Origin of the sequence: Dryocola sharpae (genome assembly GCF_051307055.1) — a bacterium.
Classification (GTDB): domain Bacteria; phylum Pseudomonadota; class Gammaproteobacteria; order Enterobacterales; family Enterobacteriaceae; genus Dryocola.
The window spans coordinates 1572721-1599240 of the sequence record NZ_CP149994.1 but is presented as its reverse complement, the minus strand read 5'-3'; the positions used below and the strand labels follow the sequence as shown (position 1 = coordinate 1599240).

Below are 26520 nucleotides of genomic sequence, written 5' to 3'. Positions count from 1 at the left end.
CTTCCCTCGGTTATCGAATTGCCAGCAGCGCATCAAACATGCTTGATGCCGTTTTCAGAACCTGCGCGTTAGCCAGATAGTACTGCTGGTAACGCTGTAAGTTGCCGTACTCTTCATCCAGGTTAACCCCGGAAACAGACTGCTGCTGGTTGCTAAGCTGGGTAACAACGTTGGTCTGCGTGGTGCTGGTGACTTTCAGACTGGCTGTTTTGTTGCCCACGTCGCTGACGATGCTTGCATAGGCATCGTTAAAGGATTTATTGCCGCCCACCTTTTTTGCACTCTGCAAATCCAGCAAAGCCTGCGCGTTGCGGTTATCGCTGTCGCCAGCGTCCGGGTCGCTCGCCAGGGCAAGTTTGCTTTCGTCGCTGATGGCCACGCCCATATTCACCACGGCGTTTGCTACCGGCTTGATGGTAAAGGTGTCGTTCTTTTCTGCCGTGCCGTTAACGCCTATTTTCAGGCCGTCAAACTCAAGATCGGTAACGTTGCCATCACCGTCTGTGGTGGTTTTAGCAGTGATTTTCGCGTTGTCCGACAGACGTGTTACCTGCCAGTCTGAACCGTCATAGACAACTTTATAATCGCTGGCCTGCACCTTCGAGCTGTCGGTGATGCTGGCGGCAAGCGTTGTTTTGGTCGGATTATTACTGTTGCTCAGCACTGCTGGCTTGCCTACGGTAAAGAAGTCTTCTCCTTTAGCGCCGTTGGCATCATAACCCTCGGCATGCACCTGGTTAAAAGAGTCCGCAAAAGAGTATGCAAGCTGTCCCAGGCGGTTACGCGCGCTATCCAGATCCTGCGAGCGGAAGGTTAATACTCCGCCCAGCGAACCGCTGGTTAGCTGGCTTTCCGGGATTTCAGTGGCGCCGGAAACTTTATCGACATAGGCAACGGTAGTCCGTGAAGGGTCGGCGCTGGACGATACGGCCGCCAGCTGGTTAGCCGTGCTGCCCTGGACCAGATTAAGCCCGTTGGCGATGGATACGTTGTAAGTCCCGCCGTCCTGCACGCTGACTTCCACACCCACTATCTGGTTCAGTTCGCTGACCAGCTGATCGCGCTGATCGAGCAGATCGTTTGGCGAAGCGCCTGCTCCCGCGCCTTTCAGGCGTGAGATCTGATCGTTAAGGTTGGCTATCTGGCTTGCGTAGGTGTTGATTTGATCGACGCTGCTGCTGACAGACAGGTTTACCTGTTTATCCTGATCGCGGAGGTACTGATCGGTCACCTTAAACTGGTTTACCAGACCATCCGCTTTTCCCAGCAGCGCCTGACGGGCAGCCGGGTCTTCGGCATTGCTCACCAGCGTCTGCATGCTGGAGAAAAAGTCCTGCAGGGTGGTAGCCAGCGAGTTAGTGGTGCCGGAGAGCATGTCGTCAATTTTGGACATCTGCTGATACTGCGTCGTCAAACCGCTATTTTGCGTTTGCGCCGCCCGAAGCTGGTTGGTGATAAACGCATCATATTCACGCTGCACGCCGCTTACGTACACACCGTTGCCCACGTAGCCGCCGGCGCCGAGCGTGCTTTTCGACTGTGCCAGCACCGTTGTCTGACGGGTATAGCCGTCCACGTTATAGTTCGAAATGTTATTACTGACGGTATTCAGTGCCGCCTGAGCAGCACTCAGGCCACTCATGGCACTGTTAATCAGGCTACTGGACATGAAGGTTCCTTAAGCACATATTGTCACGGGTCTGTCGAGTAGTATCGGCAGCCCAGCGCAGGACTTGAGTTTAATCAGAACAAATTTGACAGATCGTTGTTATAGGCTTTAGCGACTTTATCGCTCATGGCTTTCATCTGCTGAATCATGCCCGTAAGCTTGCGCGCGTAGTTCGGATCGGTGGCATAACCGGCTTTTTGCAATGCCTGAGCGCCCTGCTCTGGCGTGCTGGCATTGGTCACGGCGGCGTAGCGCGGGTTGCGGGTCAGCATCCCCACGTAGTCGGAGAGCGCTTCAAGGTACGAGCCGTATACGCGGAATTTGGCTTTAACCTTCTTCGACTCGCCGTTTTCGAATTCGGTGGTGGTAATTTCCGTCACCGGTCCCTTCCAGCTGGAAGTCGCCTTCACGCCAAAGATGTTGAAACTCGGCTCGCCGTTAGCGGTGAGAATTTGTCGCTGGCCCCAGCCGGACTCCAGCGCGGCCTGCGCCAGAATCAGGTGATGCGGAATACCGCTTTGTTCGCTCGCCAGGCGCGCCGGAAGCGAAAGCTGCGCGAGGAAGTCTTTGCTATCACCGCTCAGCGGCTCTTCATTAGAAGGCGCTTTGGGGATGGCCTGGCGCACCATCTGGGTGAGCGTTTGATTCTGGAAGCTGGTCACCGTCGGCAAATCAAACTTCATCGGCACCCTGCCCGCCTCTTCCGACGGGTCGGCGTTTTCCCCCATCTGCTTGACCATCATATCCGCAAGCCCCAGCCCTTTGGCGCTGAGCTGCTGCGCGATCTGCTGGTCATACATACTGGTATACATGCGCGACTGATCGCTGCTGAAAATGCCATCTTTCGGCAGCGCCTCACGCATGCTTTTCAGCATCATCTGCACGAACATCCCTTCCACCTGGCGGGCAACCGACTTCAGGTTGCCCTTTGGATCCTGCCCGGCCTTCGCTTTTAGCTCATTAAGGGAACCTGCATCCCACGCGGCATTTGCCAGTGACTGGGTATCGTTGAGCATCAGATGATTTCCACTTTCGCACGCAGGCATCCCGCGCTTTGCATGGACTGCAGAATCGACATCAGCTCCATCGGCGTCGCGCCAAGGGTATTGAGCGCACGCACCACGTTATTGAGGTTGGCGCTGGAGTTTACGCGCTGAAGCGCTCCGCCGCTCTGGCGTAAATCGATCTGCGTTTGCGGCGTGACGACGGTCTGCCCGCCGCCAAATGGCGTATCCGGCTGGCTGACCTGATTCTGACGGTTCACGGTGACGGAGAGGTTCCCCTGCGCGATGGCGCAGCTGTCCAGCGTCACTTCGCGGTTCATCACCACCGAGCCGGTACGGGAGTTGATAATGACCTTCGCATCCTGAACCGCTACGTTGACCTCAAGGTTCTGGATATCCGCCAGTAAACGCACCTGCGAGCTGTTGCCGCTCGGGACGCGAATCTGAATCGTGCGGGCATCCAGCGCGGAAGCGCTGCCGTAGCCGCGGGAACGGTTAATGGTGTCGGTGATTTGCTGAGCGAGGGTGAAATCATCATCGTTCAGCTGCAGATTAATCACGTTGCCCTGGCCGAAGGTGCCCGGCAGCTCACGCTCGATAACCGCGCCGTTGGTGATGCGTCCACCGTTAAGCTGGTTCACCTGCACGCTGCTTCCTCCCGCAGCCGCGCCCGCGCCGCCGACCAGAATGTTACCCTGCGCCAGCGCATAAACCTGGTTATCCACCCCTTTCATCGGGGTCATCAGCAGCGTACCGCCGCGCAGGCTTTTGGCGTTACCCATAGAAGAAACGACAACGTCGATATTCTGTCCGGAGCGCGCAAAGGCAGGATACTTCGCCGTCACCATAACGGCGGCAACGTTCTTAAGCTGCATGTTGGTGCCGGCCGGCACGGTGATCCCCATCTGCGAAAGCATGTTGTTCAGGCTTTGCGTGGTAAAAGGCGTCTGCGTTGTCTGGTCGCCGGTGCCATCAAGGCCCACCACCAGACCGTAGCCAATCAGGGAGTTTTCACGCACGCCCTGCACGCTGGTCAGGTCACGGATACGCTCGGCCTGGGCTAGTGATGACATCAGCATCAGCACTGCGAATAAATATTTGACCATGATACCCCTCGCTTACATCGGCGATAAATTAAGGAAGAAGCGCTGCAGCCAACCCATGTTCTGCGCTTCATTGATATAGCCGTTACCGACATATTCGATACGGGCATCTGCCACCTGGGTGGATGCCACGGTATTGCTGCCGCTGATCGTGCGCGGGTTAACCACGCCTGAGAAGCGAATGAATTCGGTACCCTGATTGATGGCGATCTGTTTTTCGCCCACCACGTGCAGGTTGCCGTTAGCCAGCACCTGATCGACCGTGACGGTCAATGTGCCGCTGAAGGTATTGCTGGCGTTCGCGCCGCCTTTACCGCTAAAGGTGTTGCCGCCGGAGGCGTCAATCGCGGCGCGATCGTTGCCAAACAGCCCTTCGAGGTAACGAGGCGTGACGTCCAGGCCGAAGTTGGTTTTGCCGTCGCGGCTGGCGTTAGCCGACGAGCTTTTGCTCGCGCTGACGTTTTCCTGAAGCTGGATGGTCAACGTATCCCCTACGTTACGCGGACGACGATCTTCAAACAGCGGTTGATAACCGTAGTTCACGGGTTGCGCGGTCTGGAAAATAGATCCGTTGATCACGGGCGCAGGTCCGGGCACCGGCTGGGCAGTCGTTGCCCCTTCAACCAGAGGTTTGGTGGGTATCAGGGCGCAGCCGCTTGTCGCCAGCACCAGACACATCACGACAGGACGAAGTACCATAGGTTTTTGCATTGCTTTCATCTTCAGGTCTCAGCAGCCGGCGCGCGCACGCGCCGGCAAACGTCTTACAGTTGCGTCAGTTTTTGCAGCATCTGGTCTGTGGTAGAGACCGCTTTACTGTTGATTTCATAGGCGCGCTGAACCTGGATCATATTCACCAGCTCTTCAGCGACGTTCACGTTAGAGGTTTCGACATACCCCTGATACAACAGCCCTGCTCCGTTCAGCCCCGGCGTACTTTCATTTGGCGTACCGGACGACTGGGTTTCGGCATACAGGTTTTCACCGAGGCTTTCCAGACCGGTGTCGTTCATAAAGGTGGTCAGGTTAAGCTGGCCTACCTGCACCGGCTGCGCCTGGCCCTGCTGGGTCACGCTCACGATACCGTCACGTCCGACGGTGATGGTCAGGGCGTTAGCCGGGATAGTGATCGCCGGCTGAACCTGGAAACCGCCTGCGGTAACCAACTGGCCGTTCTGGTCAACCTGGAAAGAGCCGTCACGCGTATAGGCGCTTGAGCCATCCGGCAGCTGTACCTGGAAGAAGCCCTGGCCTTTAATCGCCACGTCTTTGCTGTTGCTGGTCTCGGACAGGTTACCCTGGCTGTGCAGACGCTCGGTCGCCACCGGACGAACGCCGGTACCGATTTGCAGACCGGAAGGCAGCGTGGTTTGCTCAGAAGACTGCGCACCCGGCTGACGGACGGTCTGATAGAGCAGATCTTCAAATACCGCGCGCTGACGCTTAAAACCGTTGGTGGAGACGTTTGCCAGGTTGTTGGCAATCACATCCATATTGGTTTGCTGGGCGTCAAGGCCCGTTTTGGCGATCCATAAGGAGCTGATCATGTTGAATTCCTGTTAGTTACGCGACGGCCGCTTAGCTCATCGACAGCAGTTGGTTAGCACGCTGTTCATTTTCATCGACGCTTGAGATCATCTTCATCTGCATCTCAAAGCGACGGGCGTTGGCGATCATGTCGGTCATTGCTTCCACGGGCTTCACGTTGCTGCCTTCCAGCACGCCCGGCATCACCTTGATAGTCGGGTCGCTCTGTAAGGTTGCGCCACGCGCGGCCTGCGCCGTCTGACTCAGGCGGAAGAAGCCGTCATCGCCACGAACCACTTCCTGGCCGGTGGCCTTGACTAACTTCAGACGGCCAATGGGCGCCACGGTATTAGGCGCGTCGCCCGCATTGAGTGACGAAATCGTCCCGTCAGCGGCAATGGTTATCTCGGCGCCTTCAGGGACGGCAATCGGGCCGCCGTCGCCCATCACCGGCTGGCCGTTGATGGTCAGCTGGCCGCCCGGGCTCACCTGCATGTTACCGTTGCGGGTATAGGCCTCGGCGCCGTCCGCAGTTTGTACCGCCAGCCAGCCGTCCTGCTGCAGGGCGACGTCCAGCGGGCGCTGGGTGTAATCAAGCTGCCCCTGGCTCATATCCGCCCCGGGAGTCGAGGCGGTAACGAGCGTACGGGTTGGCATTGATAGCCCTTCGACCGGTACCGCGCGCAGGGCATTGAGCTGGGCGCGAAAGCCGGGCGTGGAGGCGTTTGCCAGGTTGCTGGCCGTCACCGCCTGCTGATTCAGCGTCTGACTTGCCGCGCCCATGGCGGTATAAATTGCGTGATCCATTAAGCCGTCCCGTCAGATGATTAGCGCAGGTTAACCAGAGTGTTGAGGATCTGATCCTGGGTTTTGATGGTCTGCGCGTTCGACTGATAGTTACGCTGCGCGACAATCATGTTCACCAGCTCTTTACTCAAATCGACGTTGGAGGACTCCAGCGCGCCGTTGGTCAGGGAACCGAAGTTACCTGTACCCGCAGTGCCCAGCAGCGCAACGCCTGAGGAGTTGGTCGCGGCCCAGACGTTGTCGCCCTGGGACGCCAGCCCTTCCGGGTTGGCAAAGTTAGACAGCACGATCTGGCCCAGCACCTGGGTCTGTTCGTTGGAGTAGTTGCCTACTACGGTACCGTCGTCGTTGATCTGATAGCTCACCAGGTCGCCGGGCTTGTAACCATCCTGGCTGGTTGCCACGATGTTGTTCGAGCCGGTGTTCTGCTGCATGGAGTTCAGGAAACTGAGATCGAAGGTTGACGCAGTTGCGCCGTTAGTCGCTCTCGTAGTGACAGAGATCTGGGTTGGCCAGGCAGCAGGTGCAACAGGAGCCGCTTCTGTCGCCGTCGCGCTGATCCCTAAAAACGATCCATTTGTATCAAATCGCATGAAGCCTGCTGACTTCGCCGTATCACCAGCAACGGATGAGTCCTGGGTATAGACCTGCCAGGCGTTATCCGAATTTTTCACGTAATAAACGTTCATGTCATGGGCGTTGCCCTGGCTGTCATAGACGGTGACGGAGCCTTTCTTGTTGTAAGATTCTGAATCAGTGACATCAAAATCTTTCGACGGAACGCTGTCAGTAGAGTTCAGGTTGATCTGCATGGCGGCGCTGGTGGTTGTTTTAGCCGCCATCAGCGTGTTCGGTACAGACAGCCCAACCGGGTTTGCGCCCTGCTGGATAGTCGGCGGGGTGCCGGTTGCCGGGTAGCCGGTCAGCTGCATGCCCTGCATGTTGACCAGGTTGCGGTTTTCATCCAGTTTGAACTGGCCGTTACGGCTGTAGTAGACGGAACCGTTGTCATCCACCAGGCGGAAGAAACCGTTCTGGCTGATAGCAACGTCCAGGCCGCGCCCGGTATTGGTGGTAGTGCCGTCGTTAAAGTCCTGGGTAAGACCCGCAACTTTCACGCCCAGGCCTACTTTAGAACCGGCAAACATATCGGCAAAAGAGGCGGTGCCGGCTTTAAAGCCGTAGGTGGCGGAGTTGGCGATGTTGTTGCCAATCACGTCCAGGTTAGTGGCCGCAGCATTCAGGCCGCTGACCGCTTGAGAAAAGGCCATGTCTTACTCCTGCAAAGGTTAAAGGCTTAAATAATCTGCCTGATTTCGTCGAGGGTGGTGGTCCCGTAGGTACCGAGGTCCAGTAAGGTCGAACCGTTAGAGTTGGTTACGCCATTGACCAGGGCGAAGTTGAGCGGCTGAGCAACCAGCTGCGTACCGCCATTGCTGGCGTTAATAGCTACGTTGTAGGCGCCGTCCGGCGCGGTCGTACCGTCGGTCATGCTGCCGTCCCAGGTGAAGGTATGAACGCCGGCGGTCAAACTGCCGATATCAATAGTGCGGACAACTTTACCGCTGGCATCGGTAATAGTGGCCGTGACCTTATCGGCGGCCTGCTGCAGCTCAACGCCAAACGGCGTAGTTGCTTCATTGCCTGCCAGAATTTTTGTCCCCGGGATCATGACGCCGTGATCGATCAGCGCGCTGGCCTGTAGCTGCTGGTTATTCGTCAATTGACCAGAAACCGAGCCCAGCGTGGTGTTGAGTTTTTCGATACCGCTAACCGTGCTGATCTGCGCAAGCTGCGTAGTCAGCTCGTTGTTTTGCATCGGATTGGTGGGGTCCTGATTTTTAAGCTGCGCCACCAGCAGGGTCAGAAAGCTCCCCTGCAGATCGGAAGCGCTGCTCCCCGTCAGGCTGCTGCTGCCGGTTGTGCTGCTGGTACTGCTGGCACCGCTTACGGCGGTGTCGTTTACATTAACCGCGATAGACATGTGTTACTCCTTTATTGACCGAGAGTCAGGGTTTTCAACATCATGCTTTTCACGGTGTTGAGCACTTCCACATTGGCCTGATAGCTGCGTGAGGCGGACATGCTGTTTACCATCTCCCCCACCACGTCCACGTTCGGCATCCGCACATAACCTTTTGCATCCGCCAGCGGGTTGCCTGGCTGATACACCAGTTTGTCAGGCTCCTGGCTGTCCACCACTTCGCTGACTTTTACGCCGCCGGTTTCCGCTCCGGGTGCTGCATCAACCTGAAAAACAACCTGCTTTGCACGATACGGCTGGCCGTCTGGCCCGGTCGCGCTGTCGGCGTTTGCCAGGTTGCTGGCCGCGACGTTCAACCGTTTGGACTGCGCGGTCATTGCCGAACCGGCGATATCAAAAATATTCAGTAGCGCCATGATTAATTACCCTGTTGCAGCACGGACATCATGCCTTTGATTTGTCCGCCCAGAACCTGCAGGTCGGACTGATATTTCAGGCTGTTATCCGCAAATTGCGTACGTTCCCTGTCCATATCGACGGTGTTGCCGTCCAGCGATGGCTGGTCAGGAATGCGGTAGAGAAGATCCATCTGCGGAACCGTCTGGGTTTGTGCCGGGATATGGCGGGAAGAGGTCAGCGCCAGCGCCACGCCGCTGCCTTCTGCGCGTCCGCGATCCATCACTTTTTTCATTTCGCTGGCAAAATCGATATCGCGCGCCTGAAAACCAGGCGTGTCCGCATTGGCGATATTGGCTGCCAGAATTTCCTGACGCTGGGCACGCAAATTAAGCGCCTCCTGCTGAAATCGCAGCGCAGCGTCCAGTTTGTCGAGCATGTTCTCTCCGCATAATTAGGATTTGTCCGACAGCTTACGGCCCCTTACGCGTGCGTTATCGACGGAATAAACACAAAATGCATCGCTATTTGTCGCCTTGATCAATTCCTGCAGCGGTTAAAATCACTGCAACCTGAACAAGGAGAAGCGTCATGAAGAATCTGAAAATCTGGGGTGGCATTGCGGTATTGCTGGCTTCATACCCGGCAGGCGCAAGCCGGCTTGATGCGCCGTTAACCCAGTTTTTCCAGCAGCGTCTGGCGGGAATAAGCGACGAGGTATCGGTGACGGTGAAAACGCCCGATGCTCAGCTGCCCGCCTGCCAGCAGCCCGACTTCGTGATGCCGAACAACGGCCGGATGTGGGGCAACATTAGCGTTCAGGTTCGCTGTGGAAACGAGAAGCGCTATATTCAGGTTGCCGTTATCGCCCACGGGGATTATGTTGTCGCAGCCCAGGCTTTAGCGCGAGGCACCATGCTTAACGAAAGCAATGTGCAAATGAAGCGCGGCCGTCTGGACCAGCTACCCCCACGCGCCATGCTAAACATTAATCAGGCAAACAATGCGGTGACGTTAAGAGACGTGGCGCCAGGCCAGCCGATTATGCTGTCGATGGTGCGCCAGTCCTGGCGGGTTAAAGCCGGTCAGCGGGTGCAGGTAGTGGCGTCAGGCGAAGGCTTTAGCGTAAATGGCGAAGGTCAGGCATTAAATAATGCGGCTGTCGCGCAGAATGCTCGCGTGCGCATGTCATCGGGGCAGATAGTGAGCGGTACGGTGGATGCTGATGGGAATATTCTGATTAGCCTATAATCTTTTAAAGATTCTGCGGCGGCTGCCGATAAATAGTTAACAATGATATTGACAGGCTCCCCGCCGTGAGCCCCCTCGATGAGGATAAAAAAATGAGCATTGATCGCACGTCGCCCTTAAAACCGGTAAGCACCGTTCAGCCGCGCGAAACTACCGATACCCAGGCGCAAAAAAATCGCCTGGAAAAAAGCCCGACGGCCAAAAGCACCAGCGTCACGTTAAGCGATGCGCAAGCTAAGCTGATGCAGCCTGGCACCAGCGACATTAATATGGAACGCGTGGAAGCGCTGAAAACGGCCATCCGTAACGGTGAGCTGAAAATGGATAGCGGCAAAATCGCCGACGCGCTGATCCAGGAAGCCCAGGGCTATTTACAGAGTAAATAATTGCATGAGTCGTCTGTTAGAAGTGCTGGATCAAATGACTGCGGTGCTCAGCTCACTCAAAGAGGTGATGGACGCTGAGCAGCAACAATTGTCTGCAGGCCATGTAAACGGCAGCGCATTGCAGCGCGTGACTGAAGATAAAAGCTCGCTGCTGGCGACGCTCGACTATCTTGAACAGCAGCGGCGCGACCTGCAAAACCAGGAGGCGGCCTCCGGCACGGATGTCAGCCAACGCTGGCAGACGATTACTCAAAAAACGCAGCACTTGCGCGATATTAACCAACATAACGGCTGGCTATTAGAAGATCAGCTAGCGCGTAATGAGCAGGCACTTGCCGTACTTAAGCCGCACCAGGAACCCAATCTTTATGGGGCTGATGGACAAACCACGACGGTGAATCGTGGCAGTAATAAAAAAATAAAGATTTAACAAAAAACCGGCGCCTTAGCCGGTTTTTTGTTTTCTGACTTATAACATCCGGCAGCCTGTCTCTTAGCGAGGCAGCGCTCTGAGGATCTTCATGGTGGCGTCCACGTCAATTTCATCTTCGGAGAAGATGTACGTGGTGCCCTGGAAGGTAGTGACCGCCAGCTTCTTCAGCTGGCGCATCTCACCCGCTTTTTTCTCTTGTTTCGGACGAATGCTGTTCATCAGCAAACCGACCGACAGCACCGCGTTCTCTTTATCAACCTTCGCGTCCGCAGGCACCTCTTCGCTATAGACCAGGAAGGATTTGATGGAGGTGATTTTAATCCGCTCCCCGGCAATAAAGATGTATTTGCTCTCCGGCTCCACCTTCACCGCATACGCCGACAGCCCTTTATTGTTGGTAGTGGGCTCAAAGGTCACCGCAGCATCTTTTTTGATCAGCTCAGGATTGGCGACTTTAATCACGTGAAAATAACGGTTATCGCCATTTTCATCTTTGATAAAACCAAAACCTTTTTCTGCAAACCAGGTTGTGATTGTCCCGTTCATCGCTTTACCGCCTAATTAATCGTTCATATACCAAATTTTGCAGCGCGCAGTTTAATGCACAACGCGCGCGCCGACACCACAATTATAGGGTGCGACGGGCGAAATCTTTGACTTTAAAGCCCAGCACCATCAGCGTGGCAAAATATGCCGCTATGCCGGCCAGGACCACCGCCATCAACCGCGCCAGACGCCAGGCCATATTACCGATATCCCATGCGGGCATGATATGTATCATACCCAGCAGCACCGCCGTCATGACGATGACCGCAGCGAGCAGACGCCACAGGAACGCCGCCCAGCCCGGCTGAGGCTGGAAGATATCCTGCTTGCGCAGCTGCCAGTACAACAGGCTGGCGTTAATGCAGGCGGCCAGACCAATCGACAGCGCCAGGCCGGCATGTTTCAACGGCCCGATAAACGCCAGGTTCATCAGCTGCGTGAGGATCAGCGTGACAATCGCTATCTTAACCGGCGTTTTAATATCCTGGCGCGAGTAGAACCCGGGCGCTAAAACCTTCACCACAATCAGCCCCATCAGCCCGACGGAATAGGCCACCAGCGCGCGCTGCGTCATGGCGGCGTCAAATGCGGTAAATTTGCCGTACTGAAACAGAGAAACGGTGAGTGGTTTTGCCAGAACGCCTAAAGCCACCGCGCTCGGCAGCGCCAGCAGAAAGCACAGGCGTAAGCCCCAGTCCATCAAGCGCGAATATTCGTCATGGTTGCCGCTGGCGAAGCTTTTGGCGAGCGACGGCAGCAGGATGGTGCCAAGCGCCACGCCAAGCACCCCGGACGGGAACTCCATCAGACGATCGGCGTAATACATCCAGGAGACCGAGCCGGAAACCAGAAAGGAAGCGAAAATAGTGTTGATAATCAGCGAGATTTGGCTGACGGAGACGCCGAGGATTGCCGGTCCCATCTGCCTGATAACACGCATCGCCCCCGCGTCTTTCAGATTGATGCGCGGCAGCACCAGCATGCCAATTTTCTTCAGATGCGGAAGCTGATAAGCCAGCTGCAGCACGCCGCCCACGGTAACCGCCCAGGCCAGCGCGAGGATCGGCGGGTTAAAGTGCGGCGCGGCAAACAGCGCAAAACCGATCATGCTGAGATTGAGGAAGGTGGGCGCGAAAGCCGGAACGGAGAAACGGTTCCAGGTATTGAGAATGGCCCCCACCAGCGACGCCAGCGAGATAAGCAGAATATACGGGAAGGTGATGCGCAGCAGGCTGGACGTCAGCGCAAATTTATCCGCGGTGTCGGCAAAGCCGGGCGCCGTCACCAGAATAACCCACGGCGCGGCAAGCATGCCGATTACCGTGACGATGGCCAGCGCCAGCGTGAGCAATCCTGAAACATAAGAGACAAACACGCGCGTAGCGTCTTCGCCCTGCTTACTTTTGTACTCTGCCAGAATCGGCACGAACGCCTGTGAGAAGGCGCCTTCGGCAAAAATTCGGCGCAGTAAATTCGGTAACTTGAAGGCCACGAAGAAGGCGTCCGTCGCCATTCCTGCCCCAAACACCCTTGCCACAATGGCGTCGCGTGCAAATCCAAGCACGCGTGAAAACATGGTCATCGAGCTGACGGCAGCCAGCGATTTTAAGAGATTCATTTATTATGTTGTTCCACAAACATCAACGCCTGCGGCGCAGGCGCTTAAGCTGATGACAAACCTCATGCCATTAAGGTATGGGCATATGACACCAGGCAAACAGTAAGGCAAATCAGTTCATTGATTTTCGCCAGCCCAACCACAACGAGGGAAAAACCACGCTTTTTCCTTCTTTGTCAGCACCCTGAACGCCTGCGGCGCAGGCATTATCAGGGGGCAACAGGATTCTGCAGCGTAGTCTACCGATACATCGATGAATTGCCACCCTAAGCGGTGACAGGATTATTCGCTCATCGCCTCGCGCCAGAGCTTTTCCACCACGCTTTGCGCCAGCAGCGCCTGTTCGCCGGAAGTTTCAGGAACCGTCTGATTTGCCACGCATGCCAGGAAATGACGCGCGCAGCCTGCAAAACCACGCTGTTCAAGCGTGCTCTGCCAGCCCGGCACCGGACGATTGACAACACCCGCCCCGCACTCTTCACGCCAGTCGCGCATGTCCGTCACATCAAAAAGGCCGCCCCCGGTCACCGCCTGCACCCACTCACGCTGGCTTCCGGCACGACGGTGCATGCTGGTGGTGATTTGCAGATGCTCGTGCGTGAAATGATGCTCGGCAAACAGCATTTGTCCTTGCTCGTTGGTTTGCAGCGTTCCGCTTTGCAGCTGCGCATCGCCGCCTGCCAGCCACAGCGCGGTATCCACGACGTGCAGATAATCGTCAAGCAGGGTAAAGCGCAGATCGTTCGGCCCGACGCTGTCGGCGCGGTGTTTATCCATGCGCAGCGACGCGCCCGTTGCCAGCTTCGCCTTTAGCTCCTGATAGAGCGGTGCAAAGCGACGATTGAAGCCCACCATCAGCGTGCGTTTTTTGCGTTCGGCAAGCGCCACCAGCCGCTCGGCATCCGCCAGGTTCTCCGCCAGCGGTTTATCCACGCAGACGTTAACGCCCGCCTGTAACAGTTCACTGACCACCGCGAAATGGGTGCTGGTTGCGCTATGGACAAACACGGCGTCACACTGAGCGGCGAGATCGGCAATGGAAGAAACATAAGGGATGCGATAGGTATCGCAGATCTTCTGCGCTTTTTCTCTGGTCGGAGAAAACGCTCCCTGCAGCGTCCAGTCGCCCGCGGCGCTTAATACCGGCAGCCAGGCCTTTTGCGCGATACCGCCGAGGCCGACAACGCCCACCTTAAGTTTGGTCATCTTTTAATCTCCCAGGTGAGCGAGCAGTGAATCGAGGCGCTGCTTTAACTCCGCCACTTCGGTTTCAAGTTGTGCAACGCGCGCCGTCAGATCTTCGGCAGGCTCCGCTACGGCGCTGGCGTCAACGGCCTGCGCTTCCACTTCACCGCTGAACAGATGCATATAACGGCTTTCGCGTTTTCCCGGTTCGCGGGGAAGGCGCACAACAAACGGGCCATCTTCACGGCTTGCCAGCGTCTCCAGCGTATTTTCCACCTGCGACATATCGCTAAATTCATACATTCTGCCGGCGCGACTGCGCAGCTCGCCCGGCGTTTGCGCGCCGCGTAGCAGCAGAGTAGCGACAACGGCCACTTCTGCGGGCGTCAGTTTCAGATCGCCAAATTCAGAATTGCAAAAGCGCTGCTCATATTTAGTGACGCGATTTCCAAAGCCGCTCACGGTGCGCAGATAGTGGCGCCTGACCAGGTTATCCAGCGTCTCCTGCACTTCCCGATCTGTCAGCGCCATGACCGGTTCGCGGTTGGTCTTCTGGTTGCAGGCTGTCACCACGCCGTTGAGGGACATCGGGTATTGTTCCGGTGTGGTGAGCTGCTTTTCCAGCAGGCTGCCTACCACGCGCGCTTCTGGCGCAGTTAACTGATATTTCATCTCATAACCTCAACGGCCCGGAGTCCAGGCTTTTGTCGTCAGCGCCGTCAGGACGTGATCCCGCCAGACGCCGTCAATCAGCAAATAATCTTTGGCATAGCCTTCTTTTTCAAAACCCAGACGCGCCAGCAGATCGCCGCTGCGCTGGTTATGCGGCATATAGTTCGCCATGATGCGGTGCATATGCTGGCTGCGTTGCATATAGCGGATGGCGGCGGTCAGGGCCTCAAACATCAGCCCCTGCCCCTGCCATTTTTCGCCTAAGGAATAGCCGAGGTAGCAGGCATGGAACGAGCCGCGTACGACGTTTGAGAAATTCGCCACGCCGCGGATCTCCTTTTCCTCTTCATCAAGCAGCGCGAAATAACAGGCGCTGCCGGATTTATGCATCTCGCCTATCATGCCAAGGCGTGCCTGCCAGCCTGAAGGGTAGCAGTGGCTGTCATCGCGGACGGGCTCCCAGGGCTTTAAAAATTCGCGGTTTTCAGCGTAATAATCAGCCAGCCGCCAGGCATCCCTGTCATAGACCAGACGCACCACCAGCCTGTCGGTTGTCAAACGCACTTTCGGCACGTTACTGCGGTAACCAAACATGTTCTCCAGCTCCTCACATCCCACGATTTTATATGCGCATGTTAATTACTATACCTGCCCCTGTGGGCGGAAGGAAAACAACAACATGCAGCGCGTGATACTTTTTTCGATGAAAGCGTTCAATCGAACCCGCAGAACGATAAAAAAATATTGTCGCCCGGCATACTGTCAAAAAATGTAAAGGCGATAGAGAATAGATTTCTGTCAGATTTCAGGGATGCCCCGGAGGGGAAATGTCGCGGGTGGCGCAGGCAAGGAGCCTGGGTAAATATTTCCTGTTGCTCGACAATATGCTGGTGGTGTTAGGCTTTTTCGTCGTTTTCCCGTTAATTTCTATTCGTTTCGTTGACCAGATGGGCTGGGCGGCGCTGATGGTGGGTATCGCCCTCGGCCTGCGGCAGCTTACCCAGCAGGGCTTAGGGATTTTTGGCGGTGCCATCGCCGACCGTCTGGGCGCCAAACCGATGATTGTCACCGGCATGCTGCTGCGCGCGGCAGGCTTTGTGCTGATGGGGATCGCCGATCGGCCCTGGGTGCTGTGGCTTTCCTGCTTTATCTCTGCCATTGGCGGCACGCTCTTTGACCCGCCGCGCGCGGCGCTGGTGATTAAGCTCGTGCGTCCGCATCAGCGGGGCCGCTTTTTCTCGCTGCTGCTGATGCAGGACAGCGCGGGGGCGGTGACCGGCGCGCTGCTCGGCAGCTGGCTGTTGCAGTACGATTTCCGCCTCGTCTGCGCTGCCGGCGCCGTGATGTTTATTATTTGTGCCGCGGTGAACGCCTGGCTGCTGCCCGCCTATAAGCTTTCCACTATCCGCACGCCGATGCTCGAAGGCATGGGCCGCGTGCTGCGCGATAAACGCTTTGTCACCTACGTGCTGACGCTTGCCGGATACTACATGCTGGCGGTACAGGTAATGTTGATGCTGCCCATTATGGTCAACGAAATTGCCGGAACGCCATCGGCGGTTAAATGGATGTACGCCATCGAAGCCGCGCTTTCGTTAACGCTGCTCTACCCGATTGCCCGCTGGAGCGAAAAACGCTTTCGCCTGGAGCAGCGTTTAATGGCCGGTCTGCTGCTGATGACGCTCGCCATGCTGCCCATCGGCCTGACCAGCACTTTGCAGCAGCTTTTCACCTTAATCTGCGTGTTCTATATCGGCTCTATAATTGCTGAGCCCGCCCGGGAGACGCTCGGCGCATCGCTTGCCGATGCCAGGGCGCGTGGAAGCTATATGGGGTTCAGCCGTCTGGGGCTCGCCATCGGCGGCGCGTTTGGCTATGCGGGCGGCGGCTGGCTTTTTGACGTCGGGAAGCGCATGAACCAGCCCGATCTGCCGTGGGTGATGCTGGGGATTATTGGCTTCATTACGCTGCTCGCTCTGTGGTGGCAGTTCAGCCTGAAACCTGCCGCGCCTTCGATGCTGGAGCCGGGCGCGTAGTTTGCGGGCTTAAGCGTTCTCTTCCATACTGGATTGTTAACGGATTTTGTCCACCACCAGCAGCAAATGGAGGAGAGCGTGAAATTATACATTTACGACCACTGCCCGTTCTGCGTGAAAGCGCGCATGATTTTTGGCCTGAAGAATATTCCCGTTGAGCTCAACGTCCTGTTAAACGACGACGAAGCCACCCCGACGAAGATGATTGGCCAGAAAATGGCGCCGATCCTGCAAAAGGACGATAGCCGCTACCTGCCGGAAAGCATGGATATCGTGCGCTACGTCGACAAACTTGACGGTAAGCCCCTGCTGACGGGCCCGACCAATGCGGCCATTGCTGACTGGCTGCGTCAGGTTAATACCTATGTGCAGCACCTGCTGCTGCCGCGCATCGCCAAAGCGCCTTTCGATGAGTTTGCCACCCCTGAAGCGCGCGCTTATTTCATTAAGAAGAAAGAGGCGATGATTGGCTCATTCACCGAGCATCTTGCGCATTCGCCGGGGCTTATCAAGAAAATAAGCGATGATCTACGCAAGCTTGATAAGCTTATCGTGCAGCCTAATGCCGTCAACGGCGAACTGTCCGAAGATGATATCCAGCTCTTCCCGCTGCTGCGCAACCTGACGCTGGTGGCGGGCATTGAGTACCCAAGCCGGGTCAGGGACTATCGCGACAATATGGCAAAACAGACGCAGGTCAACCTGCTCTCTTCTGTCGCCATCTAATGAAGTGCCGTAGCAGAGATGACCAGACGGTCAGCCCGCAAGGCTGACCGCTTTGCTATTTGTACCGCCTGCTAAAGCCCTTTCTGGTCCATCAGCACCGCCAAATCAACCAGGCGGTTAGAGAAGGCCCATTCGTTGTCATACCATGCGAGGATCTTGACCAGATTGCCTCCGATAACCAGCGTTGAAAGCCCGTCGATAATGGATGAGCGCGCATCGCCCTGATAATCGCTGGATACCAGCGGTTCGTCGCTGTAGCCCAGGATCCCTTTCAGCGGTCCGGAATCTGCTGCCTGACGGAAGGCCGCATTCACTTCCTCTGCGGTAACGTTACGCTTTAAGGTCACGGTCAGGTCAACGATGGAGACAACCGGTACCGGAACACGCAGAGAATAACCGGTCAGACGCCCGTCCAGCTCGGGGATCACCTTGCCCAGGGCCTTAGCGGCCCCGCTGGAATAAGGCACGATGGACAAGGCAGCAGCGCGCGCGCCGCGCAAATCTTTTTCTGGCTGGTCATGCAGCGCCTGGCTGTTGGTATAGGCGTGAGTGGTATTCATCAGACCATGCTCGATACCAAAGCTTTGCTGTAGAACAAGCGCTGCCGGCGCCAGACCGTTGGTGGTGCAGCTCCCGTTGCTGACGACCTTATGCAAAGCCGGATCGTATTTCTCGTGGTTGACGCCCATCACCACCGTGATGTCATCATCTTTGCCGGGGGCCGAGAGAATCACGCGTTTCGCGCCGCCCTTTGTAATATGGGCTTCTGCTTTGGCTTTATCCGTGAAGAATCCCGTAGCTTCGATGACCAGATCAACGCCAACGCTGCGCCAGGGGATGGCGCCGGGATCTCTTTCGCTGAAGACCCGAATGGCGTCGCCGTCAAGCAGCAGCTGGCCTTCAGACGCCTCAACGCTTGCGGGCAACGTGCCCTGCAGGGAGTCATATTTCAGAAGATGCGCGAGCGTCTTGCTGTCGGTCAGATCGTTAATAGCCACAACCTGGAAATCGTGACGGCCTGATGCTGCGCGCAGCACGTTTCTGCCAATTCTGCCGAACCCGTTGATGCCTACTTTGACCATGATTTACTCCTCGGTTAGTTGTCTAACCGCAGGGTAAGATGAATATCTTTTGGCGCAAAGGACGATAAAAGATCAATTTACGCCATATTGCGCGCGGAAAAACGCTCTCTGTAATCCGAAGGGGTGAGCTGGAGGTTACGTTCGAACACGCGGCGCAGGTTAAGCGCGTTGCCAAAACCGGTCGCCGCCGCTATTTGCTCAAGCTTGTCGGAACTTTGTTCAAGATGCTGGCGGGCGACATCGAGGCGCACCTCCTCAACGTATCTGGCCGGGCTGGTGCCGGTTTCGCGGGTGAAAACTCGCGTGAAGTTACGCGGGCTCATCGCCACTCGCTCGGCTAACGCTTCCACCGACAGATCGCCTGAGAGGTTTTCAAGGATCCAGCTCTGCAGGTCACGAATAGGGCCGGGCGTATGGGCCTGGGTGAGCAGAAATCGGCTAAACTGCGACTGCCCGCCGGGCCTGCGCAAAAACATCACCAAATCCTGGGCTACGTCGCGTGCGAGGGTAAACCCGTGGTCGTCTTCCACCAGCGCAAGCGTAAGATCAAAACCTGAACTGACGCCCGCCGAAGTCCAGACGTTGCCATCCTGGATATAGATTGGCCCTTTCTCCACGTGGACTTCAGGAAACGCCTCCTGCATCTCTTCCAGCAGTCGCCAGTGGGTAGTGGCGCGTCTTCCGTCAAGCAGGCCGGCTTTGGCCAGCAGCAACGCGCCGCCGCAGACGGAGACAATCCGACGAATATTTGGCGCCGCCCGACGTATCCATTCCACCACCGCCTCCCTTTCCTCCGCATTATTGCCCCGGCCGGTAATCATCACCGTATCGTGCGGCAGGTTGGGATCCAGCTCTTCCAGCCGAAAGTCAGCCAGCAGATTTAAACCCGACCCGCCGTGCACAACGCGATGCCGTTGCGTGGTGGCAATCGTCACCTGATAGGGCGGACTGAGGGAATCCCTGGCTCGCAGGCGATTTGCCTGCGTGAGGATATCGGCGATGCCCGTAGGTTCGAACAGCATGCCCCCGTCGGGGACAATAATAAGAAATGTTTGCATGTCCTTAAAATACAAAATAGACAAAATAAGTCAATAAAAGCGGCTTTATTGCACGCCGCTATTTCATCCTTTTCCTGTAGTCAAGGCTTGCGCTGGTGCGCCATGCTGCTTTGTGTCAGGATCTGACGCAGAGCAGGACGTTGAGGAAACCCATGAAGAAGATTATTTTTGCCGCCGCGCTGGTACTTAGCGGATTAGTCGTAGGCTGTAATCAGCTTACGCAATATACGATCGGCGAACAGGAAATTAACCAGGCGCTGGCTAAACATAACAACTTTTCTAAGGATATTGGCCTGCCGGGCGTCGCCGATGCGCATATTGTGCTGACCAATCTCGTCTCAGCTATTGGCCGTGAAGAACCGAACAAGGTCACGCTGACGGGGGATGCGAAGCTGGACATGACCTCGCTTTTTGGCAATCAGAAAGCGAATATTAAGCTCAAGCTGAAAGCCTTGCCCGCCTTTAACAAAGAACAGGGCGCCATCTATCTGCAGGAGATGGAAGTGGTGGATGCCGCCGTCGAACCAGAAAAAATGCAGACCATTTTGCAGACCATTATCCCTTATCTGAATCAGTCGCTGCGCAACTATTTCAATCAGCAGCCCGCTTACGTGTTAAGCGAAGATAAAAGTTCGGGTGAATCGATGGCGAAAAAATATGCCAAAGGCATCGAAGTGAAGCCTGGCGAAATCATTATTCCTTTCATCAAGTAACCCGTACCGCCAGGGGCAGGCTTCCTTCTGCCCTGAGCGCCCTTTTAGCAAAAGGGGCAACAAAGGCGTGCAAACGAAAACGTTTACGCCTATCCTTAGTGCCCGGCATAAAACCAGCCCAACGTTGACTGATTTTCCCTTCCAGCCGGAGCACTTTCATGACCGTATTACCTCAGGTATTAAAAATTCGCCGCCCAGACGACTGGCATGTTCATCTTCGCGATGGAGAAATGCTGAAAACCGTGGTGCCTTTGACGTCTGAAACCTACGGTCGCGCGATTGTGATGCCTAACCTGGCGCCGCCCGTTACTACCGTGGACGCCGCCATCGGCTATCGCCAGCGTATTCTGGATGCCGTACCGCAGGGCCACAAATTCGAACCGCTGATGACCTGCTACTTAACGGATTCACTGGATCCGCACGAAGTGGAGCGTGGCTTCAACGAAGGCGTGTTTACCGCCGCCAAACTTTATCCGGCCAACGCCACCACCAACTCCAGCCATGGGGTGACCAGCACCGCGGCGATTATGCCGGTGCTGGAGCGGATGCAGAAAATCGGCATGCCTTTGCTAATCCACGGCGAAGTGACCCAGGCTGAGGTGGATATTTTCGATCGGGAAGCGCGCTTCATTGAGACGGTGCTTGAGCCGCTGCGCCAGCGGTTGCCTGGCCTGAAAGTGGTATTCGAACATATCACCACGAAAGACGCGGCGCAGTACGTGCAGGAAGGCAACGCCCTGCTGGGCGCGACCATTACGCCACAGCATCTGATGTTTAACCGCAACCATATGCTGGCTGGCGGCATACGTCCGCATCTGTACTGTCTGCCGATCCTGAAACGTAGCGTTCACCAGGAAGCCTTACGTGCGCTGGTGGCGAGCGGCTGCGATCGCGTGTTCCTGGGAACGGATTCCGCGCCGCACACGCGCCACCGTAAGGAAGCAAGCTGCGGCTGTGCGGGCTGCTTCAACGCTCCTTCAGCACTCGGCGCGTATGCGAGCGTCTTTGAAGAGCTGAACGCCCTGGAACACTTCGAAGCTTTCACTTCCCTCAACGGCCCGCGTTTCTACGGCCTGCCGGTAAACGAAGAGACTATCGAGCTGGTGCGCGAGCCGCTACTCATCCCTGAGATTATTGCCGCCGGCGACGAGGCTATTGTGCCGTTCCTTGCCGGTGAACAAGTCGCCTGGTCCGTGAAAGCATAAATTTTTTACGCCCCCTGTTGCAGGATACTCATTAAGACTGTATAAATAACCAGTATATTATACAGGGGGTCGTTATGCGTATCGAAGTGACCATTGCTAAAACCACGCAGTTGCCGCCGGGCGCCGTTGACGCTCTGGCTCATGAACTAACTCGCCGTATTACCCAGCACTTCCCGGAAACCAGCAACCATATCCAGGTGCGTTATGCCGCGGGCAATAATCTTTCGGTGCTGGGTGGGGCAAAAGAAGACAAAGACCGCATCAGCGAAATTCTCCAGGAAACCTGGGAGAGCGCCGATGACTGGTTTTGCACAGATTAAATAAAAATCATCCCTCATGGTTTTATTTTTTGCCGGGTGTCGCCATCCGGTTTTTTTCCTTTCCTTCTCTCCATCCGATTATTTTTCAGGCACTATTCTGATTGCCATCGCTAATGGGCAGAAATATTCGAATCATTTGCCGCTTTATTGTTCAGTCAGTCTCAATCATATGAAAAAAGTGTTGCAGGGTATTTATTTCTTCCGCGAAATCGCTTAATCATTGATATACTTAACTGGCTTCACATTTCACAAGCATTAAACCTCGCCAGCCGTTGTCTTAAACACACGCACATAAGGGGTTATGATGGAAAAAAATAGTGATGTAATCCAGATCCATCCCCTTGTCGGATGGGATATCAGCACCGTAGACAGCTACGATGCGCTGATGCTGCGCCTGCACTACCTGACATCAAATAAGCAAAAGCAAGATGAAACTGAGATTGGCCAGACGCTATGGCTGACCACGGACGTTGCCCGGCAGTTTATTTCTATTTTAGAAGCCGGCATCGCAAAAATTGAGTCCAGTGAATACCAGGTAAACGATCATCGTAAGCATTGATTGTCGATGCTGCCGTTAAAAATCCAGGGCACCTTCGCGGTGCCTTTTTTATTTTTTACGCGTCTTTAATTGCCTGCTGTTTGAGAATTAATTAACCTGCCAGAGTTATTACCCAGGAGAGAACAGCGACATGCATTATGATCTTATCATCGTGGGCAGCGGTTCAGTCGGGGCTGCGGCAGGCTGCTATGCCACCCACTCCGGGCTGAAGGTTTTGATGATCGACAGCGCCCACCCGCCCCATCAACAAGGCAGCCACCACGGCGACACCCGGCTGATGCGCCATGCCTATGGCGAGGGGGAGAAATACGTCCCGCTGGTGCTGCGCGCGCAGAAGCTATGGGATGCGCTGGAGCAGATTAGCGGCGAAAAGCTTTTTCACCGCACAGGGGTTATCAATCTTGGCCCTGAAAACTCAGCTTTTATCTCTACCGTGCAAAGCAGCGCGGAAAAATTCTCCCTGCAGCTTGAGAAGCTCGACGCCCGCGCCGTGATGGAGCGCTGGCCGCATATCACCGTACCCGAAGGCTACGTAGGCTTATTCGAACCGGACTCCGGCGTCCTGCGCAGCGAACTCGCCATAGCCACCTATATTCGCCTGGCAAACCAGGGCGGCTGCGCCCAGCTGTTTAACTGCCCGGTAACGGGCATACGCCATACTGATGAAGGCGTTGTCGTTGCAACAGCAGAAGGTGAGTACACCGCCAGCAGGCTTCTGGTAAGCGCGGGAACATGGGTAACTAAACTGCTGCCGGATTTACCTGTCACTCCGGTACGTAAGATCTTCGCATGGCATCAGGCGGATGGCCGTTACAGCGAGGAAAACCGCTTCCCTGCCTTTACCGGAGAAATGCCGGACGGCAGCCAGTATTATGGTTTCCCGGCCCAGGATAACGAACTGAAAATCGGCAGGCATAACGGCGGCCAGGTAATTAGCGAGCCGGAACAGCGCAAACCCTTCGGCGCCGTTGCCAGCGACGGCAGCGAAGTCTTTGGCTTTCTGCGTAAGTTTCTGCCGGGCGTGGGCGTCTGCCTGCACGGTGCGGCCTGTACTTACGATAATTCTCCCGATGAAGATTTTATTATCGATACTTTACCCGGCCATGATAATACGCTGGTCATCACCGGGCTTAGCGGCCACGGCTTTAAATTCGCCTCCGTGCTGGGCGAAATTGCCTGCCAGTTTGCCCAGGGCAAAACGCCTGACTTCGATCTGCTACCGTTCTCGCTCTCCCGCTTTGACTGACCCCTGAGCAGGGCTGACCTTACAAGCCCTGCTTTTAACGCGACTATTTATGCAGCGACTTATTCATTGTTTAAGCGAAAACGTGCGGAAAAACCCGATCCTGAACCCTATTTTATGGGCTTTACTCGCCGTGATTGATATCGCTTATATTTATTTTTAAGGCGCTTAGTCGCGGCCGTAATATTGACAATAATTGACCATAAACTGAATTAACTATAGTTATCATACAAATAATTAGATGGAAATCATTTACGTCCCGACCTGCAAAACCTCCCTTTTAGTACTGTCAAAGCTTATGAAAACCTGCCCCTCATTCGCTTAAAATGAATATCAATGTCGATTTTTATTCAATTTTTTAGATAATCTTTTTTATTATCTCCTTCAGCTACTGTTTCTGTTGCAATAACGTTAATTACCGGTTTATGTTCTGATTTATGAATTCTCATATTCAGGTGCATAACTATGCAGTGGAAAAACTCGTCCGAACGTTACGGGCATCTGTCGGTGCTTATTCACTGGCTGGTCGCGTGCACCCTTTACGGCATGTTTGGCCTCGGCCTGTGGATGGTCACCCTCGGTTATTACGATGGCTGGTATCATAAAGCGCCAGAGCTGCACAAAAGCATTGGTATGCTCCTGCTGCTGGCGATGGTTATTCGCCTCCTCTGGCGTTTTATCTCGCCGCCGCCCCCCGCTCTTGCAAGCTATACGCGCCTGACGCGTATCAGCGCGGCAGCCGCGCACCTGCTGCTTTACCTGCTGCTTTTCGCCATTTTGTTCAGCGGCTATCTGATTTCCACGGCGGACGGCAAACCCGTCAGCGTGTTTGGCCTGATCGACGTTCCCGCCACGATAGCCGACGCGGGCGCTCAGGCCGATCTCGCAGGAACCCTGCATCTCTGGCTGGCCTGGGGCGTGGTTATCCTGTCGCTCCTTCATAGTCTGGCCGCACTGAAACACCACTTTATTGATAAAGACGTCACCCTCAGGCGGATGCTGGGGAAAGCGTCTCGTTAACTATGGAGCGAATGATGATGAGAAAAATCCTGCCGGGAATGGCTTTAGGCGCCCTGATGTTCACCACCGGATCTGCGGTTGCCGCCGATTACAAAATTGATAAACAGGGCCAGCACGCCTTCGTTAATTTTCGTATTCAGCATCTTGGTTACAGCTGGCTGTACGGGACTTTCCGTGACTTCGACGGCGCTTTTTCCTTTGATGAGAAAAACCCTGCCGCGGATAAAGTCAACGTCACCATCAATACCACAAGCCTCGACACCAACCACGCCGAACGTGATAAACACTTACGCAGCGCGGAGTTCCTTAACGTAAGCAAATTCCCGCAGGCGACATTTGTCTCCACCGCGGTGAAGCAAGACGGCGATGAACTGGATATTACGGGTAACCTGACGCTCAACGGCGTAACAAAACCGCTCACGCTTGAAGCCAGATTGATTGGGCAGGGTGACGATCCCTGGGGCGGCGTGCGCGCAGGTTTCGAAGCGGAAGGTAAAATTCGGCTGAAAGACTTTAATATCACCACCGATCTGGGACCTGCGTCTCAGGAAGTGGAGCTGATTATTTCTGTGGAAGGCGTTCGTCAGTAAGCAAAATAATGTCTCCCGGTGAAGGGAGACATGCGATTGATGACAAACACCCGAAAAACGTGGTTTTCGGGTGTTTAGGGCAAACCAGAAGGCATAATGATTATTTTTAAAAGTGCCGGGAAAGCAACTTTTAAAGCTGAGGACTTGCCAACAGATGTATATCTCCCGGTGAAGGGAGATATGCATTTTATTCCGGGTCCGGGATCCCCAGCGTGGTATTCAGCGCACCACGAGATTTATTGAAGACTTTATTGCCGTTTTCACGCCCGGCACGTCGCCGACGCTGCTCTTCAGGCGAGAGCGCAAGCTCTTCCTTGCATAATTCGCTGCAACAACCGTGGAATTTCTCCGCACAGCTCGGGCACTGAATAAACAGCAGATGACAGCCGTCATTTTTGCAGTTGGTGTGGCTGTCGCACGCGGCGCCGCACTGGTGACAGTGCGCAATCACGTCGTCTGAAATCCGCTCGCCCATACGCTCGTCAAAAACAAAGTTCTTGCCGACGAAGCGCACCGGAATACCCTGCTCACGGGCGCGACGCGCATATTCAATAATGCCGCCTTCAATGTGGTAAACGTTTTTAAAGCCGTTATGGCGCATCCAGGCGCTGGCTTTTTCACAGCGGATGCCGCCGGTGCAGTACATGACGATTTTTTTATCTTTATCGTCCTGCAGCATATCGACGGCTTTAGGCAGCTGCTCACGGAAGGTGTCCGCCGGAATTTCCATCGCATTGTGAAAATGCCCCACTTCATATTCATAGTGGTTGCGCATGTCGATAAATACGGCCTCAGGATCGTCGAGCATGCTGTTAACTTCGGCCGCCTTGAGATAGTCGCCCACGTCGCTGGCGTCAAAAGTTGGATCCTCAATGCCGTCGGCGACAATACGGTCGCGTACCTTCATCCGCAGCACCCAGAACGACTTTCCGTCATCATCCAGCGCCACGTTCAGACGAAGGTTATTTAGCGCGGGATGGAAGGCGTAGAGCATTTCACGGAACGCATCCACGCGGCTTTGCGGCACGCTGATTTGGGCGTTGATCCCTTCACGGGCCAGATAAACACGGCCAAACACATCCAGCGAGACGAAGGCTTTGTAGAGCGCATCGCGGGTGGTCTGCGGTTCATCAATAGTAAAATATTTATAGAATGAGAGGGTGGTACGCGGCTCGGTTTCGGCCAGCATGCGCTCACGCAGCTCCTCATTCGATATACGGTTATGTAACACTGGCATGGTGTTCGCTCGGCTATCGGTAATAAAAAAAGTGGGCAGCATCATAAAGCAATTAACGTTAATTTACATCCCTGCGTTTTACGCTACATTTTCCTCAACCATCGGCATAAAGCACAACATCTGGTGAATTATCAGGCGCTCTGCCGCCGT

General features: G+C 55.3%; 31 protein-coding genes. 13 read left to right on the top strand and 18 right to left on the bottom strand.

Features of this window, described 5'->3' with window-relative positions; all coding sequences use genetic code 11:
• Nucleotides 1-10 precede the first annotated feature (10 nt).
• The 10 genes from flgK to flgB form a co-directional block, all read right to left on the bottom strand.
• Nucleotides 11-1669 (bottom strand): flagellar hook-associated protein FlgK, encoded by a 1659-nt coding sequence (gene flgK / locus WLO31_RS07630; RefSeq protein WP_435929871.1) that lies wholly within the window; start codon nucleotides 1667-1669, stop codon nucleotides 11-13.
• A gap of 74 nt (nucleotides 1670-1743) precedes the next feature.
• Nucleotides 1744-2685: a flagellar assembly peptidoglycan hydrolase FlgJ gene (gene flgJ, locus WLO31_RS07625; RefSeq protein ID WP_435929870.1), complete on the bottom strand. Its 942-nt coding sequence runs from the start codon at nucleotides 2683-2685 to the stop codon at nucleotides 1744-1746.
• Nucleotides 2685-3779 (bottom strand): flagellar basal body P-ring protein FlgI, encoded by a 1095-nt coding sequence (locus WLO31_RS07620; protein WP_435929869.1) that lies wholly within the window; start codon nucleotides 3777-3779, stop codon nucleotides 2685-2687. Before WLO31_RS07620 ends, flgJ begins: the two co-directional genes overlap by 1 nt.
• A 12-nt stretch (nucleotides 3780-3791) precedes the next feature.
• A complete protein-coding gene (locus WLO31_RS07615) occupies nucleotides 3792-4496 on the bottom strand; it encodes a flagellar basal body L-ring protein FlgH (RefSeq protein ID WP_435929868.1) in 705 nt (234 codons plus the stop codon).
• 44 nt (nucleotides 4497-4540) lie between these two features.
• Nucleotides 4541-5323, bottom strand: coding sequence for a flagellar basal-body rod protein FlgG (gene flgG, locus WLO31_RS07610; RefSeq protein WP_435929867.1), 783 nt, complete (start codon nucleotides 5321-5323; stop codon nucleotides 4541-4543).
• A gap of 31 nt (nucleotides 5324-5354) precedes the next feature.
• Complete coding sequence (locus WLO31_RS07605; protein ID WP_435929866.1) at nucleotides 5355-6110, bottom strand: flagellar basal body rod protein FlgF; 756 nt, start codon at nucleotides 6108-6110, stop codon at nucleotides 5355-5357.
• A 20-nt stretch (nucleotides 6111-6130) separates the two neighbouring features.
• On the bottom strand, nucleotides 6131-7381 hold the full coding sequence (gene flgE, locus WLO31_RS07600) for a flagellar hook protein FlgE (protein WP_435929865.1): 1251 nt from the start codon (nucleotides 7379-7381) through the stop codon (nucleotides 6131-6133).
• Nucleotides 7382-7407: 26 nt separating this feature from the next.
• Entirely contained in the window at nucleotides 7408-8094 is a 687-nt protein-coding gene (flgD, locus tag WLO31_RS07595) for a flagellar hook assembly protein FlgD (protein ID WP_435929864.1), read from the bottom strand.
• 11 nt (nucleotides 8095-8105) lie between these two features.
• Nucleotides 8106-8510, bottom strand: a complete 405-nt coding sequence (gene flgC / locus WLO31_RS07590; protein ID WP_435929863.1) for a flagellar basal body rod protein FlgC — start codon at nucleotides 8508-8510, stop codon at nucleotides 8106-8108.
• A 2-nt stretch (nucleotides 8511-8512) separates the two neighbouring features.
• On the bottom strand, nucleotides 8513-8929 hold the full coding sequence (flgB, locus tag WLO31_RS07585; RefSeq protein WP_435929862.1) for a flagellar basal body rod protein FlgB: 417 nt from the start codon (nucleotides 8927-8929) through the stop codon (nucleotides 8513-8515).
• A gap of 152 nt (nucleotides 8930-9081) precedes the next feature.
• On the opposite strand from flgB, the gene flgA reads away from it, so the two are divergent.
• From flgA to flgN, 3 genes are all read left to right on the top strand, one after another.
• Nucleotides 9082-9741, top strand: a complete 660-nt coding sequence (gene flgA, locus WLO31_RS07580) for a flagellar basal body P-ring formation chaperone FlgA (RefSeq protein WP_435929861.1) — start codon at nucleotides 9082-9084, stop codon at nucleotides 9739-9741.
• A gap of 92 nt (nucleotides 9742-9833) precedes the next feature.
• Nucleotides 9834-10127: a flagellar biosynthesis anti-sigma factor FlgM gene (gene flgM / locus WLO31_RS07575; RefSeq protein WP_435929860.1), complete on the top strand. Its 294-nt coding sequence runs from the start codon at nucleotides 9834-9836 to the stop codon at nucleotides 10125-10127.
• Nucleotides 10128-10131: 4 nt separating this feature from the next.
• Entirely contained in the window at nucleotides 10132-10557 is a 426-nt protein-coding gene (gene flgN, locus WLO31_RS07570; protein ID WP_435929859.1) for a flagella biosynthesis chaperone FlgN, read from the top strand.
• Between the two features lie 63 nt (nucleotides 10558-10620).
• Here flgN and WLO31_RS07565 read toward each other — a convergent pair whose 3' ends face one another.
• The 5 genes from WLO31_RS07565 to rimJ all read right to left on the bottom strand — a co-directional run bounded on the left by WLO31_RS07565 (nucleotide 10621) and on the right by rimJ (nucleotide 15175).
• On the bottom strand, nucleotides 10621-11106 hold the full coding sequence (locus WLO31_RS07565) for a cold-shock protein (RefSeq protein WP_435929858.1): 486 nt from the start codon (nucleotides 11104-11106) through the stop codon (nucleotides 10621-10623).
• 82 nt (nucleotides 11107-11188) lie between these two features.
• On the bottom strand, nucleotides 11189-12724 hold the full coding sequence (gene murJ / locus WLO31_RS07560) for a murein biosynthesis integral membrane protein MurJ (RefSeq protein WP_435929857.1): 1536 nt from the start codon (nucleotides 12722-12724) through the stop codon (nucleotides 11189-11191).
• A 282-nt stretch (nucleotides 12725-13006) separates the two neighbouring features.
• The gene (locus WLO31_RS07555) at nucleotides 13007-13930 is read right to left on the bottom strand and encodes a Gfo/Idh/MocA family protein (protein ID WP_435929856.1); all 924 of its coding nucleotides are present in this window, start codon (nucleotides 13928-13930) and stop codon (nucleotides 13007-13009) included.
• A 3-nt stretch (nucleotides 13931-13933) separates the two neighbouring features.
• Nucleotides 13934-14581: a YceH family protein gene (locus WLO31_RS07550; RefSeq protein ID WP_435929855.1), complete on the bottom strand. Its 648-nt coding sequence runs from the start codon at nucleotides 14579-14581 to the stop codon at nucleotides 13934-13936.
• Between the two features lie 9 nt (nucleotides 14582-14590).
• Complete coding sequence (gene rimJ, locus WLO31_RS07545; RefSeq protein WP_435929854.1) at nucleotides 14591-15175, bottom strand: ribosomal protein S5-alanine N-acetyltransferase; 585 nt, start codon at nucleotides 15173-15175, stop codon at nucleotides 14591-14593.
• Nucleotides 15176-15408: 233 nt separating this feature from the next.
• Between rimJ and mdtH the strand changes: the two genes are divergently transcribed.
• Nucleotides 15409-16617, top strand: a complete 1209-nt coding sequence (mdtH, locus tag WLO31_RS07540; RefSeq protein ID WP_435929853.1) for a multidrug efflux MFS transporter MdtH — start codon at nucleotides 15409-15411, stop codon at nucleotides 16615-16617.
• 78 nt (nucleotides 16618-16695) lie between these two features.
• A complete protein-coding gene (gene grxB, locus WLO31_RS07535; RefSeq protein ID WP_435929852.1) occupies nucleotides 16696-17343 on the top strand; it encodes a glutaredoxin 2 in 648 nt (215 codons plus the stop codon).
• Between the two features lie 71 nt (nucleotides 17344-17414).
• Here grxB and gap read toward each other — a convergent pair whose 3' ends face one another.
• Both gap and WLO31_RS07525 read right to left on the bottom strand, forming a co-directional pair.
• The gene (gene gap, locus WLO31_RS07530; RefSeq protein WP_435929851.1) at nucleotides 17415-18425 is read right to left on the bottom strand and encodes a type I glyceraldehyde-3-phosphate dehydrogenase; all 1011 of its coding nucleotides are present in this window, start codon (nucleotides 18423-18425) and stop codon (nucleotides 17415-17417) included.
• A 77-nt stretch (nucleotides 18426-18502) separates the two neighbouring features.
• Nucleotides 18503-19483: a GlxA family transcriptional regulator gene (locus tag WLO31_RS07525; protein ID WP_435929850.1), complete on the bottom strand. Its 981-nt coding sequence runs from the start codon at nucleotides 19481-19483 to the stop codon at nucleotides 18503-18505.
• A gap of 152 nt (nucleotides 19484-19635) precedes the next feature.
• Between WLO31_RS07525 and WLO31_RS07520 the strand changes: the two genes are divergently transcribed.
• The 8 genes from WLO31_RS07520 to WLO31_RS07485 all read left to right on the top strand — a co-directional run bounded on the left by WLO31_RS07520 (nucleotide 19636) and on the right by WLO31_RS07485 (nucleotide 25133).
• Nucleotides 19636-20196: a lipoprotein gene (locus tag WLO31_RS07520; protein WP_435929849.1), complete on the top strand. Its 561-nt coding sequence runs from the start codon at nucleotides 19636-19638 to the stop codon at nucleotides 20194-20196.
• Nucleotides 20197-20354: 158 nt separating this feature from the next.
• Nucleotides 20355-21401, top strand: a complete 1047-nt coding sequence (gene pyrC / locus WLO31_RS07515; RefSeq protein ID WP_435929848.1) for a dihydroorotase — start codon at nucleotides 20355-20357, stop codon at nucleotides 21399-21401.
• 74 nt (nucleotides 21402-21475) lie between these two features.
• Nucleotides 21476-21721: a DNA damage-inducible protein I gene (gene dinI / locus WLO31_RS07510; protein WP_435929847.1), complete on the top strand. Its 246-nt coding sequence runs from the start codon at nucleotides 21476-21478 to the stop codon at nucleotides 21719-21721.
• A 304-nt stretch (nucleotides 21722-22025) separates the two neighbouring features.
• Nucleotides 22026-22280 (top strand): biofilm formation regulator BssS, encoded by a 255-nt coding sequence (gene bssS, locus WLO31_RS07505; protein WP_435930547.1) that lies wholly within the window; start codon nucleotides 22026-22028, stop codon nucleotides 22278-22280.
• A 130-nt stretch (nucleotides 22281-22410) separates the two neighbouring features.
• Nucleotides 22411-23526, top strand: a complete 1116-nt coding sequence (gene solA / locus WLO31_RS07500; protein ID WP_435929846.1) for an N-methyl-L-tryptophan oxidase — start codon at nucleotides 22411-22413, stop codon at nucleotides 23524-23526.
• Between the two features lie 49 nt (nucleotides 23527-23575).
• Nucleotides 23576-23686 (top strand): DUF2770 family protein, encoded by a 111-nt coding sequence (locus WLO31_RS07495; RefSeq protein WP_435929845.1) that lies wholly within the window; start codon nucleotides 23576-23578, stop codon nucleotides 23684-23686.
• A 302-nt stretch (nucleotides 23687-23988) separates the two neighbouring features.
• Nucleotides 23989-24543 (top strand): cytochrome b, encoded by a 555-nt coding sequence (locus tag WLO31_RS07490; protein ID WP_435929844.1) that lies wholly within the window; start codon nucleotides 23989-23991, stop codon nucleotides 24541-24543.
• Between the two features lie 17 nt (nucleotides 24544-24560).
• Nucleotides 24561-25133, top strand: a complete 573-nt coding sequence (locus WLO31_RS07485) for a YceI family protein (RefSeq protein ID WP_435930546.1) — start codon at nucleotides 24561-24563, stop codon at nucleotides 25131-25133.
• 187 nt (nucleotides 25134-25320) lie between these two features.
• Here WLO31_RS07485 and trhO read toward each other — a convergent pair whose 3' ends face one another.
• Nucleotides 25321-26370, bottom strand: a complete 1050-nt coding sequence (gene trhO / locus WLO31_RS07480; RefSeq protein WP_435929843.1) for an oxygen-dependent tRNA uridine(34) hydroxylase TrhO — start codon at nucleotides 26368-26370, stop codon at nucleotides 25321-25323.
• Between the last annotated feature and the right edge of the window lie 150 nt (nucleotides 26371-26520).

Coding starts and splice junctions, on each gene's coding strand:
- flgK (WP_435929871.1), bottom strand. CDS start 1,669: ATGTCCAGTAGCCTGATTAACAGTGCCATGAGTGGCCTGAGTGCTGCT.
- flgJ (WP_435929870.1), bottom strand. CDS start 2,685: ATGCTCAACGATACCCAGTCACTGGCAAATGCCGCGTGGGATGCAGGT.
- WLO31_RS07620 (WP_435929869.1), bottom strand. CDS start 3,779: ATGGTCAAATATTTATTCGCAGTGCTGATGCTGATGTCATCACTAGCC.
- WLO31_RS07615 (WP_435929868.1), bottom strand. CDS start 4,496: ATGAAAGCAATGCAAAAACCTATGGTACTTCGTCCTGTCGTGATGTGT.
- flgG (WP_435929867.1), bottom strand. CDS start 5,323: ATGATCAGCTCCTTATGGATCGCCAAAACGGGCCTTGACGCCCAGCAA.
- WLO31_RS07605 (WP_435929866.1), bottom strand. CDS start 6,110: ATGGATCACGCAATTTATACCGCCATGGGCGCGGCAAGTCAGACGCTG.
- flgE (WP_435929865.1), bottom strand. CDS start 7,381: ATGGCCTTTTCTCAAGCGGTCAGCGGCCTGAATGCTGCGGCCACTAAC.
- flgD (WP_435929864.1), bottom strand. CDS start 8,094: ATGTCTATCGCGGTTAATGTAAACGACACCGCCGTAAGCGGTGCCAGC.
- flgC (WP_435929863.1), bottom strand. CDS start 8,510: ATGGCGCTACTGAATATTTTTGATATCGCCGGTTCGGCAATGACCGCG.
- flgB (WP_435929862.1), bottom strand. CDS start 8,929: ATGCTCGACAAACTGGACGCTGCGCTGCGATTTCAGCAGGAGGCGCTT.
- flgA (WP_435929861.1), top strand. CDS start 9,082: ATGAAGAATCTGAAAATCTGGGGTGGCATTGCGGTATTGCTGGCTTCA.
- flgM (WP_435929860.1), top strand. CDS start 9,834: ATGAGCATTGATCGCACGTCGCCCTTAAAACCGGTAAGCACCGTTCAG.
- flgN (WP_435929859.1), top strand. CDS start 10,132: ATGAGTCGTCTGTTAGAAGTGCTGGATCAAATGACTGCGGTGCTCAGC.
- WLO31_RS07565 (WP_435929858.1), bottom strand. CDS start 11,106: ATGAACGGGACAATCACAACCTGGTTTGCAGAAAAAGGTTTTGGTTTT.
- murJ (WP_435929857.1), bottom strand. CDS start 12,724: ATGAATCTCTTAAAATCGCTGGCTGCCGTCAGCTCGATGACCATGTTT.
- WLO31_RS07555 (WP_435929856.1), bottom strand. CDS start 13,930: ATGACCAAACTTAAGGTGGGCGTTGTCGGCCTCGGCGGTATCGCGCAA.
- WLO31_RS07550 (WP_435929855.1), bottom strand. CDS start 14,581: ATGAAATATCAGTTAACTGCGCCAGAAGCGCGCGTGGTAGGCAGCCTG.
- rimJ (WP_435929854.1), bottom strand. CDS start 15,175: ATGTTTGGTTACCGCAGTAACGTGCCGAAAGTGCGTTTGACAACCGAC.
- mdtH (WP_435929853.1), top strand. CDS start 15,409: ATGTCGCGGGTGGCGCAGGCAAGGAGCCTGGGTAAATATTTCCTGTTG.
- gap (WP_435929851.1), bottom strand. CDS start 18,425: ATGGTCAAAGTAGGCATCAACGGGTTCGGCAGAATTGGCAGAAACGTG.
- WLO31_RS07525 (WP_435929850.1), bottom strand. CDS start 19,483: ATGCAAACATTTCTTATTATTGTCCCCGACGGGGGCATGCTGTTCGAA.
- WLO31_RS07520 (WP_435929849.1), top strand. CDS start 19,636: ATGAAGAAGATTATTTTTGCCGCCGCGCTGGTACTTAGCGGATTAGTC.
- pyrC (WP_435929848.1), top strand. CDS start 20,355: ATGACCGTATTACCTCAGGTATTAAAAATTCGCCGCCCAGACGACTGG.
- dinI (WP_435929847.1), top strand. CDS start 21,476: ATGCGTATCGAAGTGACCATTGCTAAAACCACGCAGTTGCCGCCGGGC.
- bssS (WP_435930547.1), top strand. CDS start 22,026: ATGGAAAAAAATAGTGATGTAATCCAGATCCATCCCCTTGTCGGATGG.
- solA (WP_435929846.1), top strand. CDS start 22,411: ATGCATTATGATCTTATCATCGTGGGCAGCGGTTCAGTCGGGGCTGCG.
- WLO31_RS07495 (WP_435929845.1), top strand. CDS start 23,576: ATGCAGCGACTTATTCATTGTTTAAGCGAAAACGTGCGGAAAAACCCG.
- WLO31_RS07490 (WP_435929844.1), top strand. CDS start 23,989: ATGCAGTGGAAAAACTCGTCCGAACGTTACGGGCATCTGTCGGTGCTT.
- WLO31_RS07485 (WP_435930546.1), top strand. CDS start 24,561: ATGAGAAAAATCCTGCCGGGAATGGCTTTAGGCGCCCTGATGTTCACC.
- trhO (WP_435929843.1), bottom strand. CDS start 26,370: ATGCCAGTGTTACATAACCGTATATCGAATGAGGAGCTGCGTGAGCGC.